The following is a 14,317-nucleotide window of genomic DNA, read 5'->3' as shown; positions in this document are numbered from 1 at the left end:
GGGGCATGATCTCGTCGGAAAACTGCTTCACACTTTTTTCCGGATCATGCCCTACCGCCCCATGGCCCAGACTGCGAGCATGGCAAGGATGATCGCCACAAACTGAAGCAGCACGCGCCAGCGCATCAGCTTCTGCGAGGTGTTGGGCGAGCCGCCGCGCATCATGTTGATGAGCCCGAGCAGCAGCACGAGCGCCACGGCGCCGACCGCGATCGGCAGGATGAAAGTACTCAAGATAGATGCCATTAGGAGTAGATAACACCGTGCTTGCAGATGCGCCATGGTGCCGCGGCAGGCACCGGCGTCATTCCGGGGCGATGCGAACGGGACCGCGCGACGCGCGACCCGGAGCATCGAGCCCGGAATGAACCCCTCCAGGTGCGCTGCGGCTAAATGGATTCCGGGCTCGCGCTGCGCGCGCTCCGGAATGACGACGGAGAGGGACGGCTATCGCCTGCGCGATCTGGCTTTTAACCCAATAATATCAGAAGCTAGCTGGATGATCTTGGATTTGATGCAGCCGCCTTTCACCTCTCCCCGCTTGCGGGGAGAAGAAGAATTCGATCGCAGATCGAATTCGGATGAGGGCGGCTCTCCGCGAGTCCAACTCTCACCGTCCTCGCGGAGGCTTCCCCGCCGCGCTGTGGCGCGCAGTTGCGCTGCCGAGCGCGTCGGCCTCTCCCCGCGAGCGGGGCGAGGCGAACGACGCTGCGAGCGTAAGAGAGAGTCGACAGCCAATTCGGGTGGCGCATGAAAGCGATCCGCTACATCTACGTCGTCGTGATGGACGCGTTCTACACGTTCCTCGCTGACGACGGCTGGGCGATCGCGAGCCACATCGCGCTGTCGACGCTGATGGCGCTGTTCCCGTTCCTGATCGTGCTGACCTCGCTTGCCGGCTTCTTCGGCTCCAAGGAACTGGCCGACCAGGCCGCCGGCCTGATGCTCCAGATCTGGCCCAAGCAGGTTGCCGATTCGATCTCCGGCGAGGTCCACGACGTGCTGACCACGACCCGCACCGGCATTCTGACCATCGGCGCGGCGCTGTCGGTCTATTTCGCCTCCAACGGCGTCGAGGCGCTCCGCGTCGCCCTCAACCGCGCCTATGCCGTGGTGGAGATGCGGCGCTGGTACTGGCTGCGGCTGGAATCGATTGCCTACACGTTGATCGCAGCTTTCACCGCGCTCGCCATGGCGTTCCTGATCGTGCTCGGTCCGCTCCTGATCGAAGCGGCGCGACGCCATATCCCGCTGTTTGTCGAGTCCAACGAGAGCATCCTCACCTGGGTGCGGTACGGCATCACCATCAGCGCGCTGGTGGTGGCGCTGTTCATCCTGCACGCCTGGCTGCCGGCGGGACGCCGCAGCTTCCTCCAGATCATGCCGGGCATCGTTTTCACGGTGGTGGCGTCGCTGGTCTCCGGTGTCGTGTTCGGGCAATACCTGGCGCGCTTCGCCAACAATTACGTGACGATGTATGCGGGGCTCGCCTCGGTCATCATCGCGCTGGTGTTTCTGTATTTCATCGCCGCGATTTTCGTGTACGGCGGCGAGCTCAATGCCGCGATCATCAAGTCGCGGCTGCCTCACGGCGTGTCGCTTCAAGCAGCGCAGTCGCTAAAGCCCGCGGAGACACAGGCTTGACCAGGAAGGCATCGGCACCGGCCTCGCGCGAGGCCGCCTCGTCCTCGCCGCGACCGGAAACGCCGATGATGGGGATCTGAGCCAGCGGCGTCGGCAGCGTGCGGATTCGCCTGATGGCCTCGACACCGTCGATGCCCGGCAGCACCATGTCCATCAGCACCGCGTCGAACCCGCCTTGCGCCAGCCGACCGACCGCATCCTCGCCGCGACCGATGAACTCGGCATGATGGCCGAGCTCGGTCAAAATGGTGTTGAGCACCACGCGCCCGAACGGATTGTCCTCGACGCTGAGCACGCGGAGCGCGGTCACCGCCTCGGGCTCGCTACCGTTCTTTCCTTTGCGCGATTTGCCCGATCCCGCCGCATCCAGCGACACCGTCAGCGTGAACGTGGCGCCGCCGCCGCGGCGCGGAGCGACCGTGATGTCGCCGCCCATCGCGCGCGCCAGCTGCTTCACCGAGGATAGCCCCAGACCGGCGCCGCCGAAGCGCGAGGCAATGGTGACATTGGCCTGGGTGAACGGGCGGAACAGCCGCTTGATTTCGGCCATGGTAAGGCCGATGCCGCTGTCGGATACCGCGAAGGCGATGCCGACCCTGCCCTTATCCTTGGCTTTGCCTTTGCGCTCGTCCTTGGCAGGACGCCAGGGCGCCACCGCAAGCGCCACGCCGCCCCGATCGGTGAATTTCACGGCATTGTCGATCAGGTTCTCGAGCGCAGCGCGCAGGCGGACGGGATCGCCCACCACCAACCCCGGCAACTTCTCGGAAATGTCGACCTGGGCCTGAAGACCCTTGGCCGCGGCGCGGCCGGCTAGCGAATCGCCGGCGCTGCGGGCAAGCGTCTTTAGGTCGAACAGGTCCTGCCGCAGCGTGCTTCCCCCCTTTCCTGTCCGGGCAGCGTCCACAAACAGCGTCGCAAGGCTCGCCAGATGTTCGGCGCCGGCCTTGATGGTGTCGGCCCAGCGCCGCTCCCGCTCGCCGAGATCGGAGGTCGCGAGCAGGTCGCTGATCGCCAGAATACCGGTCAGGGGGGTGCGGACCTCATGGGCAAAGGCGGCGAGCGCGGCCTGGACCACGTCAGGCGCGACCGCCTTGGTGCTGCGCTTACGCAACCGGCCGGCCGCCCCGGACCGCTTCCGAGGCGGTCGCCTGGACGTTCGCGTGGTGCGCATTGGGCGCGTTTTCGCCGCCATAGATCCCCTTCGAACCCCGGGCTCTCGAGCAAGCATGGCACGGCGGAACACCCGGAGTCACGGCGGCGTTTGGCTAACCCCCAGAGAAACTTAACCTAATCCCACCGATCGACGGATGCCGACCGGCGTGGCGCCGGCGGCGCGCAATTCCCGCAGGCCTGTCGAGCGGGTCGATTTCGACAGCTTCCGCCCCTCGCCGTCGCGGATCAGAGCATGGTGGCGATAAGCCGGTTCCGGCAGGCCAAGCAGGACCTGCAGCAGGCGGTGCACCGATGTGGCATGAAACAGGTCCTGGCCCCTGACGATCTCGCTGACGCCCTGGAGGGCATCGTCGACCACCACGGAGAGATGGTAGCTGGTCGGCGTCTCCTTGCGGGCAAGGATCACGTCGCCCCAGGTTTCCGGTCGCGCCGACACGATGCCGCGCTCGCCATCCGGCCCCGCGCCGAGTTCGTTCCAAGTCAGGCCGGCGACGCGCCGACAGGCGGCCGCGATGTCGAGCCGCAGCGCGTAAGGCGCGCCGGATGTCATCAGCCGCTCACGCTCGCCGGCCGACAGCGACTTGGCGTCGCCGGGATAAAGTGGCGCGCCATCGGGATCGCGCGGCCACGGCCCATCCACCTCGCGCGCGGCTATGAGCCTTGCGATCTCGGCGCGGCTTTCAAAGGCGGGATAGACGAGACCGAGCGCAGAAAGCTTTTCCAGCGCGGCGCGATAGTCGGCAAGATGCTCGGACTGTCGCCGCGCCGGTGTCTCCCAGGAGATCCCGAGCCAGGCGAGATCCTCGTAGATCGCCGTCTCGTAGTCCGGCCGGCAGCGCGTCGCGTCGATGTCCTCGATCCGCAGCAACAGCCGCCCGCCGGTCTCGCGTGCACGTTCGAAGTTCAGCAGCGCGGAATAGGCGTGGCCGAGATGCAGGAAGCCGTTCGGGCTTGGGGCAAATCGGAAAACGGGTGGCATGAGTTCTCGGTGTATTCGTCATTGCCGGGCTTGACCCGGCAATCCATCTTCCAGGACTCTCGTTAGGAGATGGATGCGCGGGTCCCGCCTACGCCGAAGGCTTCGGCGGGCTTTACGGTACTGGGCCAGCGTAGCTTTAGCAGAGACGGCAAGCCCGTGCATGACGAGTTGAGCAAGCAATGACCATCCACCTCGAATCCCAGTCCGATCTCGAAGAGGCCGTCCATGCGCTGATCAAGCGCGATCCGCGCCTCAAGCCCGTGCTGGAAATCGCCGGCATGCCCGCCTTGCGGCGGCGCGAGCCGGGTTTTGCGGGGCTTGCCCATATCGTGTGCGGGCAGCAGCTCTCGACGGCGAGCGCGGCGGCGATCTGGGGGCGGCTGGCCGCCGCCCTCGATCCGTTCGACCATGAGGCGGTCCGCCGCGCTCGCACCGACCGGCTGGGGCGGCTCGGCCTGTCCGCCGCCAAGATCAAGACGCTGAAACACCTTGCGCGCGAGATCACGGCGCAACGGCTGAACCTCGAGGTGCTCGCCGAAGAGGATGCCGACGCCGCGCATCACACGTTGATCTCGCTGCCCGGCATCGGCCCCTGGACCGCCGACGTCTATCTGCTGTTTTGCCTGGGTCATGGCGACGCCTGGCCGGCCGGCGACCTCGCCGTGCAGGAGGGGATCAAGCTTGGTCTCGGCCTGAAGACGCGGCCGACGGAGAAGCAGATGGCACCGCTCGCCGAGCCCTGGCGTCCGCTGCGCGGCGCGGCGGCGCATCTGTGGTGGAGCTACTATCGTGCGGTGAAGAAACGCGAGGGCATCATCGCCGGCGAGGCGAACACCGTTTCAAACAATGTTGCTGTTGCGAAGCCCTCACACGTGAAAGAGAAGATGGCCGCACGGAAAAAGCCGAGGCCTTCACCATGACATCGACCGATTTCGTCGTTGCGCGCAACGATCTCGAGCAGTGCAAGCTGATCGAAACCGTGGTTCCTGATGCAGCCGCACTGCCGGCGGATGCGCTGCTGGTGAAGGTCGAGCGCTTCGCATTCACCGCCAACAACATCACCTATGCGGTGATGGGTGACGCGCTGAAATACTGGCAGATATTTCCGGCACCACAGGGTTTTGGCAACATCCCGGTGTGGGGTTTTGGCGAGGTGATCGCCTCGAAACATCCCGGCGTCACTGTGGGCGAGCGGTTGTTCGGCTATTTCCCGATGGCGACGCATCTCGTCATCGAGGCGGCCGACGTCAGCAAGCGCGCGCTTCGTGACGGCGCCGAGCATCGCAAGCAGGTCTCGCCCGTCTACAACCTCTATTCTCGCGTCACCGGCGACCCCGCCTTTGCCGGACATCAGGGCGACCTTCAGGCGCTGCTGCGGCCGCTGTTCATGCTGTCGTTCCTGGTCGACGACTTTCTCGCCGAGAACGACGACTTTGGCGCGCGCTATATGCTGCTCTCCAGCGCCTCCAGCAAGACCGCGTTCGGGCTCGCCCATCTCCTGCATGCGCGCGGCCGCAAGGTGATCGGGCTGACCTCGGCGGGCAATGCCGGCTTCGTTGGCTCGCTGCCCTGCTACGACGAGGTCGTCACCTATGATCGCGTCAGCGAGCTGCCGACGGATGCGCCGGTCGCTTTGGTCGACATGGCGGGCAGCAGCGCGTTGCGGGCCGAGTTGCACCACCATTGCCGCGACCAGATGAAAAGCTCGGTGCGTGTCGGTTTGACGCACCGCGCCACTGACCCCGAGGAAGGCACGCTGCCCGGCGCAAAGCCACGCTGGTTCTTCGCGCCCGACCACATCCGCAAGCGTGCCAAGGATTGGGGCCCAGGCGGCATCGAGCAGCGCTTTGGCGCGGCATGGGTCCGGCTTTGCGCCGCTGCTAGAGACGTCCCTGAACGTTGTCGAGAGCCGCGGGCCGGAGGCGGTGCGGCGCATTTATCTCGACACGCTGATGGGCCGCATTCCGCCTGAGCAGGGCCACATGCTTTCGCTGCTTGGGTAAAGCGCTTTTGACATAGGCTATTCCAGTATAGCCTCGATCTCCATGATTGGAGCATGATCTCCGGAAAACCGCTGCACACTTATGCGGATCATGCTCGCGAGGAAACGCCGCGAAGACGGCCACGAGGTCGCGCATGCTGGACAGGACGAAGGATATCTCTGTCTCCGCGCAAGCCTGGCTCGACGCGTTCGAGCGCATGCTGGGCGAGCCCGAGCCCCACGCGCTGAGCAACCTGTTCCTCGCCGACAGCTTTTGGCGCGACGTGCTGGCGCTAAGCTGGAACCTGCAAACGCTTGCCGGACGAGATGAGATCGCACAGGCGTTGGCGATGCTCGCGGGCGAAGCGGCGCCGACCAACTTCGAAATCGCGCAGAACCGCGCGCCGCCGCGTTGGGTGACGCGCGCCGGCACCAACAACATCGAGGCAATCTTCAATTTCGAGACCGCGATCGGACGCGGCAGCGGCATCGTGCGGCTCGTTCCCGATACTGCCGATGGCGACCGCCTGAAGGCGTGGACGCTGCTCACCGCGCTCGATGGGCTCAAGGGGTTCGAGGAGCAGCTCGGCATGTCGCGGCCGCGTGGTCAGGCCTATTCGCGCGATTTTCGCGGGCCGAACTGGCTCGACCAGCGCAACGCCGCACGTGACTACGCCGATCGCGACCCGGCTGTGCTGGTGGTCGGCGGCGGCCAGGCCGGGCTCTCCATTGCGGCGCGGTTGAAGCAGTTGAATGTCGACACGTTGATCGTCGATCGCGCGATGAGGATCGGCGACAACTGGCGCAAGCGCTACCATGCGCTGACCCTGCACAACCAAGTGCAGGTCAATCATCTGCCCTACATGCCGTTTCCGCCGAGCTGGCCGACCTATATCCCCAAGGACAAGCTCGCCAACTGGTTCGAGTCTTACGTCGAGGCCATGGAGCTCAACTTCTGGACCGGCACCGAATTCGAGGGCGGCGCCTATGACGAGGCGAAGGGGCGCTGGACTGTGACACTGCGGCGCGCCGACGGCAGCAAGCGGACCATGCATCCGTGCCATGTCGTGATGGCGACCGGCGTCAGCGGCATCGCCAACATGCCTGATATTCCGACCCTCGCCGATTTCAAGGGCACGCTGCTGCATTCCAGCCGCTATGAGGACGGTGAGAACTGGACGGGAAAGCGCGCCATCGTGATCGGCACCGGCAATAGCGGCCACGACATCGCGCAGGATCTTCATTCCAGCGGCGCGGAGGTGACGCTGGTGCAGCGTTCGCCGACGCTCGTCACCAATATCGAGCCGTCGGCGCAACTGGCCTACGCGACCTACAATGAGGGCACGCTCGAAGACAATGATCTGATCGCGGCCTCGATGCCGACACCGCTCGCGAGGAAGACCCATGTAATGCTGACGGAGCAGTCGAAGGAGCTCGACAAGGAGCTGCTCGACGGGCTGCGGCGCATCGGCTTCAAGCTGGACTTCGGCGAGGCCGGCACCGGCTGGCAGTTCAAATACCTTACCCGCGGCGGCGGCTATTATTTCAACGTCGGCTGCTCCAACCTGATCATCGAGGGCGCGATCAAGCTGAAGCAGTTTTCCGACATCGAGAGCTTCGTTACCGAGGGCGCGCGGATGAAGGACGGCTCGATCATTCCGGCCGATCTCATCGTGCTCTCCACCGGCTACAAGCCGCAGGAATACCTGGTGCGGAAATTGTTTGGGGACGCCATCGCCGACCGCGTCGGTCCGGTCTGGGGCTTTGGCGACGGCTTCGAGCTGCGCAACATGTACACACGCACGAAACAGCCGGGTCTCTGGTTCATCGCCGGCAGCCTCGCGCAGTGCCGGATCAACTCGAAATATCTCGCGCTGCAGATCAAGGCGATCGAGGAAGGGATTTTGGGGCGGGCTGTGGGTGCACCGATGAACCCAGCTTGAGCAACAGTGTCATTGCGAGCGCAGCGAAGCAATCCAGACTGTCTCCGCGGAAGGACTCTGGATTGCTTCGCGGAGCTCGCAATGACGACGCCGATGCAGACGAGCACGACAGAGACAGCAAGAGGAAGGGACACATGCCAGCCATTCTCGGCACCGGCGAGCACCGCTACCGCGTCGTCGAAAATTTCGCAAAACTGCCGGACGGCTGGCAGCTCACCGACGTCGCCTCGGTCGCGGTCGACAGCAAGGACCAGATCTACGTGTTCAACCGCGGTGCTCATCCGATGGTGGTGCTCGACCGTGAGGGCAACTTTTTGCGCAGTTTCGGCGAAGGCCTGTTCTCGCGCGCGCACGGCCTGCACATCGACGCCGACGACAATCTCTATTGCACCGACGACGGCGACCACACGGTGCGCAAGTGCACCACTGATGGCAAGGTGCTGCTGACGATCGGTATCCCGGAAAAGCCGGCGCCGTTCATGAGCGGCGATCCCTTCCATCGCTGCACCCACACCGCGCTGTCGCCGAAGGGCGAGATCTACGTCTCCGACGGCTATGGCAATGCGCGCGTGCACAAGTTCACGCCCGACGGCAGGCTGCTCAAGAGCTGGGGCGAGCCCGGCACCGACCCCGGGCAGTTCAACATCGTGCACAATATTGCCGCCGACGCCGACGGCTGGGTTTACGTCGCCGACCGCGAGAACCATCGGGTGCAGGTGTTCAACGGTGAGGGCAAATACGAGACGCAGTGGAACAATCTGCACCGCCCCTGCGCGCTGTGCTGCTGCGGCGTGGATAAGAGCCCGACCTTCGTGATCGGCGAGCTCGGCCCCGGCATGGCCGTCAACCGCAAGGTGCCCAATCTCGGGCCGAGACTGTCGATCGTGGACGCCAAAGGCAAGCGTATTGCCCGGCTCGGCGGCGAGGAAGGTCCGGGCGTCGCCAGCGGCAAATTCCTGGCGCCCCACGGCATCGCGCTGGATTCGAAGGGCGACATCTATGTCGGCGAGGTCGGCGTCACCGACTGGAAGACCAGCTTTCCGGACGAGGAGATGCCGGCCGCGGTGCGCACGGCTCGGTGTCTGCAAAAGCTGGAGCGGGTGCGGGAGTAGCCAAGGCAGGGCCGCAACGCACCGTGAAGGCGGTTCCAGGCCTGCCGCATGGCCCTCCCCGGAATCGCGGCTTTTTGGGCGCTTTTGCCACCCCGCCGCCGCATTGCTCGCGACTGAATAAGTCGCTCAACGGGCTTCACAATCCCGTCACGCTGCATGTAGTATGTCAGTACATGCTGCTTCGCAGCGTACATTGGAGGCCGGGAGCGTTACTTGAACGCACATGTCTCGCAAGGCAGTTGGCCGGTGTTGGTGCTGAATGCGGACTTCCGGCCGCTGAGTTACTACCCACTGTCTCTGTGGTCGTGGCAGGACGCGATCAAGGCGGTATTCCTCGACCGCGTCAACATCGTCGCGCATTACGACCAGGCGGTTCGAAGTCCGACGTTAGAGATGCAACTGCCGAGCGTGGTTTCGCTCAAATCCTTCGTCAAGCCGACCACCCATCCCGCCTTCACCCGTTTCAACGTCTTCCTCCGCGACCGCTTCAATTGCCAATATTGCGGCTCGCCCGAAGACCTCACATTCGATCACATTATCCCGCGTAGCAAAGGCGGCCAGACCACCTGGGAGAACGTGGTCGCGGCGTGCTCGCCCTGTAATCTGCGCAAAGGCAATCTCACGCCGGCGCAAGCAAAAATGTTTCCGCGCCAGAGCGCGTTCGCGCCGACCGTGCACCAGCTCCACCGCAACGGCCGCCTGTTTCCGCCGAACTATCTGCACGACAGCTGGCTGGACTATCTTTACTGGGATACCGAGCTGGATCCGTAGAGGGATTTCGAGTGCTTGAAGGCGATTGTCCTATCGAGCGCGAACTAAATTTACCCGCGGCGGATTCGTGTTCCACGCGCCGCGACGACCACCGAACATCCCTATCTCCGCACCTGCTTCATACATGGGCTGCCAGCTGCCCTTCCGCGGGCCATTTTGGCGTAAATTCTGCAATTGTCGTTACTGTCCCTTAAACCTCCGGTGGCAGTTTGGCCGAGATCCGCGGAACCGCGTGCCAGGCCGCGATCTGTCAGGTTCGAGGTCGTCGCCAATGTTTGCCGAAACGCTGGAAGCGGTTCAATTCTCACCGTCGAAGCGAACGATTTATGTCCGCTTCGTGCTCGCGACGCTCGCGGTGATGGTGCTGTTCAAGACGTTCAGGTTCGGCCGCTGGAGCGCCTGGCAAGTCCGCGAACTGTCCGATTTCGACGCCTTCTACATCGTTGCGCGGCAGATCTGGCATGGTCAGCTCGATCTCGTCTACCGGTTCGGGACGCTGGTCCAGCTTCAGCAGGCGTTCAACGGTTCAACCAGTTTCATGCCCTGGACCTATCCGCCGCAATTCGACCTGCTGGTGGCTCCCTTCGCGCTCCTGCCGGCCGGCATCGCCTATCTGCTGTTTATCACCGCGACGCTGACTGCCTATCTCCTGACAATTCGAGCCATCACCGGCAACAATTTCGCGCACGTCCTGGTCGTGTTGTTTCCCGCGCTGGCGATCACGGTCGGCTGCGGGCAGAATGGCTTTCTCACCGGCGCCCTGATCGGCATCGTTTGCCTCAACGTGGAGCGGCGCCAGATCATCGCCGGTCTTGCGCTCGGGGCAATGGTGATCAAGCCACATCTGGCTATCGCCGCGGGCCTCTACATGCTTGCGACGCGCCGCTGGACGGCGCTTGCAACCGCCGCAGCAGTCGTGCTCGCAAGCTCGCTCGTCTGCACGCTGGCGTTCGGATGGCAGATTTGGGCCGCATGGCTAGGCGCAATCAGGGAATCTGCGATCTTCCTCGACCGCGGCGTTTATCCGCTGTTCCGCATGGTCTCAACCTACGCTGCGCTCAGTCGGGCCGGCGTACCCCCGAGCATTGCCTTCTGGGCACAGGCAGCTGCGGCGAGCCTCGCCTTGTCTGCGATCGTGCTTGCCCTCTGGCTTGGAGCGGCGCGCAGAATGTCGCCCTCGTTTGCGCTCGGTGTCGTCGCCATGGTCTCGGTGATGGTCAGCCCGTACGCCTATGACTATGACCTGCCGATCATCGGGATTGGCCTCGCGTTGATGCTCCCCGACCTGGCACAGGTGGCAAACGTGCGCGAGCGCAGCTTCGTCTACGGGCTGATCCTGCTTGCCGGCGCCTATGGAATGCTGCAATCGGCAAGGCTCGCGGCGCAGTTCGGCAATGAAGCGGATCTGGATGACAAGTTTACGCCTTCGATCGGAGGCTTCGCGATGATGGCGCTGCTGGCCCTGTTGCTGCGGCTGCTGTGGCGTGGACTGCAGCCTGCCCCCATCGTGACGCAGCCCGCCGAATAGCTTACCCGAGCGTGACGCCATCGCGCAAGACGGAACCGGATCGGCCGGCGCTCGTTCAGATGAGAGCGCACGCTGCGCCGCGTGTCGCGGCGCAACCGAGGAGGCTCATCATGCCCACAGCCGAACATGATCACGTCTACAAGATCCTGGAACTGGTCGGATCATCCGAGACGTCGATCGAGGATGCGATCAAGAACGCGATCGGCCGCGCTGCCAAGACCATTCGCGAGATGAAATGGTTCGAGGTGGTGCAGACACGGGGTCACATCGAGAACGGCACCGTCCGTCACTATCAAGTGACGCTGCGCGTCGGCTTCACGCTGGAGGGATGACGCAGCGGATGCGGACGAAGTTCGCCCTGCGGCGAGGTGGTTAACAACCGCCGAGGAGAGTCAATCAAGATATCGTCAACTCCCTCCGGGTGAATACGGACGCACAAAATCATCGCAGAAGTTGCAATAGGCCGTTAAGGCCAAAGTGAGAGGTTTGCTCCGAAATGGAGCAAGCCTGATGGTGACGAGCCGCGAACTCGGCAAGACGCGCCTCCCGCTCTGGGCGGCGGGGTTCATCGTGCTGATTTGCGTTGAGGTCCTCGGCTTGAGCGCCTGGCGCGAATGGGAAGCGCGCAATGCCGATCTCAGGACCGCCGAGATCGACGTCACCAATCTGGCGCATTCGCTGATCCAGCACGCGGACGATACGTTCGAGCTCGCCGATACGATCCTGGTCGGTTTGGTTCATCGGCTCGAAATCGACGGGACGGGTCCGGATGCGATTGCGAAACTCCAGGCCTATCTGCCGACACGCAAATCATCGGACCGCATCCGCGGCATCTTCATCTACGATGCGACCGGCGGGTGGCTTGCCACGACTGAACACGTCGACTTCTCCAAGCTCAACAACAGCGACCGCGACTATTTCCGTCACCATCGCGACTCGCCGGCGACGGGCACGCTGATCGGACCGCCCGTCAAGAGCAAAGCCGGCGGCCAATGGATTATCACCGCGTCCCGCCGGATCAACGATTCCGACGGCGGCTTCGCCGGCGTTGCCCTGCTCACGATCGACGTCAGCTATTTCGTCAAATTCTACGAGCGCTTCGACTTCGGGCCGAACGGCTCGGTATCGCTGCTCAACAATAGCGGCATCATGCTGGCGCGCAGTCGCGACGAGAGCGGCGCCTTCGTCGGACGCGACCTGTCCAATGCGCCCTTGTTCAGGAGTTGGAAAAGCCGCCCCGCCGCGGCGGTCTACTATTTCAGGTCGCCGATCGATGGCGTGGACCGGCTGAGCTACTACCAGCGCAGCAGCCGCTATCCCCTGATGGTGCTGGCGAGCAAGTCGCAAGACGACGTGCTGGCCTCCTGGCGGCGCGCAGCGACCACACGCATGACCTTCGTCCTCGGCCTCGTTGTGCTGATCGCATTGATCGGCTCCTACCTGGTCCGTCAGCTGGTGCAGCGGCAGCGCATGGCCCAGGCCTTGGTCGCCAAGGAAGCAAATTTCCGCCTGCTGGCCGAGCAATCGAGCGACATGGTGACCCGGATCGGACTGGACAACCGGATACTCTACGTCTCTCCCTCATGCGCGCGCATCACCGGCTGGTCCGCCGAGGAATTGCTGGGCACGTCGGCGCTCGCCGGCATTCACGCGGACGACATGGAACGGGTCCGGCAGGCCATCACCGCGCTGAAGAACGGCGAGGCCGAGGAGGCGCGGTTCGTCTATCGCCAGCATCATCGCGACAAGGGCGAGATCTGGGCCGAGGCGGCGCTGCACGTGACGCTGGCGTCGGACAGCGGCGCGATCGACGGCGTCGTCGCGGTGGTGCGGGACATGACCGAGCAGAAGGACCTTCAGGACAAGCTCGCCTCGCTGGCAACGACCGACGGCCTCACCGGTCTCGCCAACCGGCGCGCATTCGACGAACGCCTTGCCGACGAATGGGCGCGTGCCCGGCGCGACGGCACGCAGCTCTCGTTGCTGCTGATCGATGTCGACCATTTCAAGAAGTTCAACGACCATTACGGACATCTGGCGGGCGACGCCTGCCTGCGCGCGCTCGGCCGGATTCTGTCCACCTACGCGAGGCGTCCGGCTGACCTCGCGGCGCGTTACGGTGGCGAGGAATTCGCGGTGCTGTTGCCGAACACCGGCCCGGATGGTTGCGCCGAGGTCGGCGAAGGAATCCGCCAGGCGCTGCTCAATCTCGCCATGCTGCACGCGCAGAATCCACCTTCCCGGCTGGTGACTGCGAGCGTCGGCGGCGCGGCTGCTCTTCCGTCCCAGACCACGATGGACTGCAGCACGCTGGTCGCGGCCGCCGACCGCGCGCTCTACGCCGCCAAGGACAGCGGCCGTGACCGGCTGGTGATGTCGGGACAGGTAGTCTCCTGGCCGGCCAAGAGCGCGTGACGTCGGAGATTTCGCCCTCGAAACTCGCCGACGTCGGGCCTCGCATCGGCTGGTCTTTGCTCCGCGTTTGTCGCCCTGGTTCGGACAGGATATGACTCGGATCACGGCCGGATGTCCGGCCACTCCGAGAGTGCTGCTGTGACTAATGGGATCAAGCTCGTCCTCTTCGACATGGACAATGTCCTGTGCGACTACGACAGGGGAAAACGTGTTGCGTGTCTGGCGGAGCTTGCGGGATCGACCAACGAGTTCATCCACAAGGCGATCTGGGATAGCGGATTCGAGCTGCTCGGCGATTGCGGGGCTCTCGATGCCGCCGACTATTTGCGGGGTTTCGGCGAGCGCATCGGCTATCCGCTGTCGCTCGACGAATGGGTCGAGGCGCGGCGGCGTTCAATGCAGGCCAAAGGCGCGATGCTGGAGATTGCCGGCAGCTTGCGTAAGACCGTCGACATTGCCGTCCTGACCAACAACAGCACGCTGGTCGCTGACCATATCGACACGCTGCTGCCGGACTTGCGCCCGCTGTTCGGCTCCCGAATCTACACCTCGGCCCAGTTCAAGACCGCGAAGCCGGACCCGCGCTGCTACCGCCTCTGTCTGTCGGAGCTCAACGTGAGGCCGGAGACCGCCCTGTTCGTCGACGATCTCATGGCCAATGTCGCCGGCGCACGCGAGGCGGGTCTGTTCGCGCATCACCACACGTCAGTGGAGAGCTTCAGGCACGTCCTTTCGGAGCACGGCCTGCTTCACGAATGATCCGCGCGG

General features: G+C 64.1%; 12 protein-coding genes and 1 pseudogene. 10 read left to right on the top strand and 3 right to left on the bottom strand.

Annotated features, from left to right (window positions below; translation table 11 throughout):
• Window positions 1–51 precede the first annotated feature (51 nt).
• Window positions 52–246, bottom strand: coding sequence for a twin transmembrane helix small protein (locus AAE027_RS28435; protein WP_091891278.1), 195 nt, complete (start codon window positions 244–246; stop codon window positions 52–54).
• 504 nt (window positions 247–750) lie between these two features.
• Here AAE027_RS28435 and AAE027_RS28430 point away from each other — a divergent pair.
• Window positions 751–1,644 (top strand): YihY/virulence factor BrkB family protein, encoded by an 894-nt coding sequence (locus tag AAE027_RS28430; RefSeq protein ID WP_249759421.1) that lies wholly within the window; start codon window positions 751–753, stop codon window positions 1,642–1,644.
• Here AAE027_RS28430 and AAE027_RS28425 read toward each other — a convergent pair.
• Together AAE027_RS28425 and gluQRS are read right to left on the bottom strand one after the other, a co-directional pair.
• Window positions 1,571–2,839 carry an ATP-binding protein gene (locus AAE027_RS28425; protein WP_091891284.1) on the bottom strand — a complete coding sequence of 423 codons (1,269 nt, stop codon included), beginning with the start codon at window positions 2,837–2,839 and terminating at the stop codon, window positions 1,571–1,573. The two genes, AAE027_RS28430 and AAE027_RS28425, sit on opposite strands and share 74 nt — an antisense overlap.
• Before the next feature lie 90 nt (window positions 2,840–2,929).
• Window positions 2,930–3,799, bottom strand: a complete 870-nt coding sequence (gene gluQRS, locus AAE027_RS28420; RefSeq protein WP_370990180.1) for a tRNA glutamyl-Q(34) synthetase GluQRS — start codon at window positions 3,797–3,799, stop codon at window positions 2,930–2,932.
• A gap of 179 nt (window positions 3,800–3,978) precedes the next feature.
• Here gluQRS and AAE027_RS28415 point away from each other — a divergent pair, with 179 nt between their 5' ends.
• The 9 genes and pseudogenes from AAE027_RS28415 to AAE027_RS28375 all read left to right on the top strand — a co-directional run bounded on the left by AAE027_RS28415 (window position 3,979) and on the right by AAE027_RS28375 (window position 14,308).
• The gene (locus AAE027_RS28415) at window positions 3,979–4,719 is read left to right on the top strand and encodes a DNA-3-methyladenine glycosylase family protein (RefSeq protein WP_370990181.1); all 741 of its coding nucleotides are present in this window, start codon (window positions 3,979–3,981) and stop codon (window positions 4,717–4,719) included.
• Window positions 4,716–5,802: pseudogene (locus AAE027_RS28410) on the top strand (DUF2855 family protein). Before AAE027_RS28415 ends, AAE027_RS28410 begins: the two are co-directional and overlap by 4 nt.
• 133 nt (window positions 5,803–5,935) lie before the next feature.
• Window positions 5,936–7,723, top strand: coding sequence for a flavin-containing monooxygenase (locus AAE027_RS28405; RefSeq protein WP_370990182.1), 1,788 nt, complete (start codon window positions 5,936–5,938; stop codon window positions 7,721–7,723).
• Between the two features lie 134 nt (window positions 7,724–7,857).
• Window positions 7,858–8,835 (top strand): peptidyl-alpha-hydroxyglycine alpha-amidating lyase family protein, encoded by a 978-nt coding sequence (locus AAE027_RS28400; protein ID WP_370990183.1) that lies wholly within the window; start codon window positions 7,858–7,860, stop codon window positions 8,833–8,835.
• 213 nt (window positions 8,836–9,048) lie between these two features.
• A complete protein-coding gene (locus tag AAE027_RS28395) occupies window positions 9,049–9,606 on the top strand; it encodes an HNH endonuclease (RefSeq protein ID WP_018646514.1) in 558 nt (185 codons plus the stop codon).
• A gap of 271 nt (window positions 9,607–9,877) precedes the next feature.
• Window positions 9,878–11,134: a glycosyltransferase family 87 protein gene (locus tag AAE027_RS28390; RefSeq protein ID WP_370990184.1), complete on the top strand. Its 1,257-nt coding sequence runs from the start codon at window positions 9,878–9,880 to the stop codon at window positions 11,132–11,134.
• 110 nt (window positions 11,135–11,244) lie between these two features.
• A complete protein-coding gene (locus tag AAE027_RS28385; RefSeq protein WP_091891394.1) occupies window positions 11,245–11,466 on the top strand; it encodes a dodecin in 222 nt (73 codons plus the stop codon).
• 178 nt (window positions 11,467–11,644) lie between these two features.
• The gene (locus AAE027_RS28380) at window positions 11,645–13,549 is read left to right on the top strand and encodes a sensor domain-containing diguanylate cyclase (protein WP_370990185.1); all 1,905 of its coding nucleotides are present in this window, start codon (window positions 11,645–11,647) and stop codon (window positions 13,547–13,549) included.
• Between the two features lie 111 nt (window positions 13,550–13,660).
• Window positions 13,661–14,308, top strand: a complete 648-nt coding sequence (locus AAE027_RS28375) for an HAD family hydrolase (RefSeq protein ID WP_370990186.1) — start codon at window positions 13,661–13,663, stop codon at window positions 14,306–14,308.
• Window positions 14,309–14,317 lie beyond the last annotated feature (9 nt).

Source organism: Bradyrhizobium sp. DN3, assembly GCF_041357655.1.
GTDB lineage: Bacteria > Pseudomonadota > Alphaproteobacteria > Rhizobiales > Xanthobacteraceae > Bradyrhizobium.
This window is presented reverse-complemented; position numbering and strand designations above follow the sequence as displayed.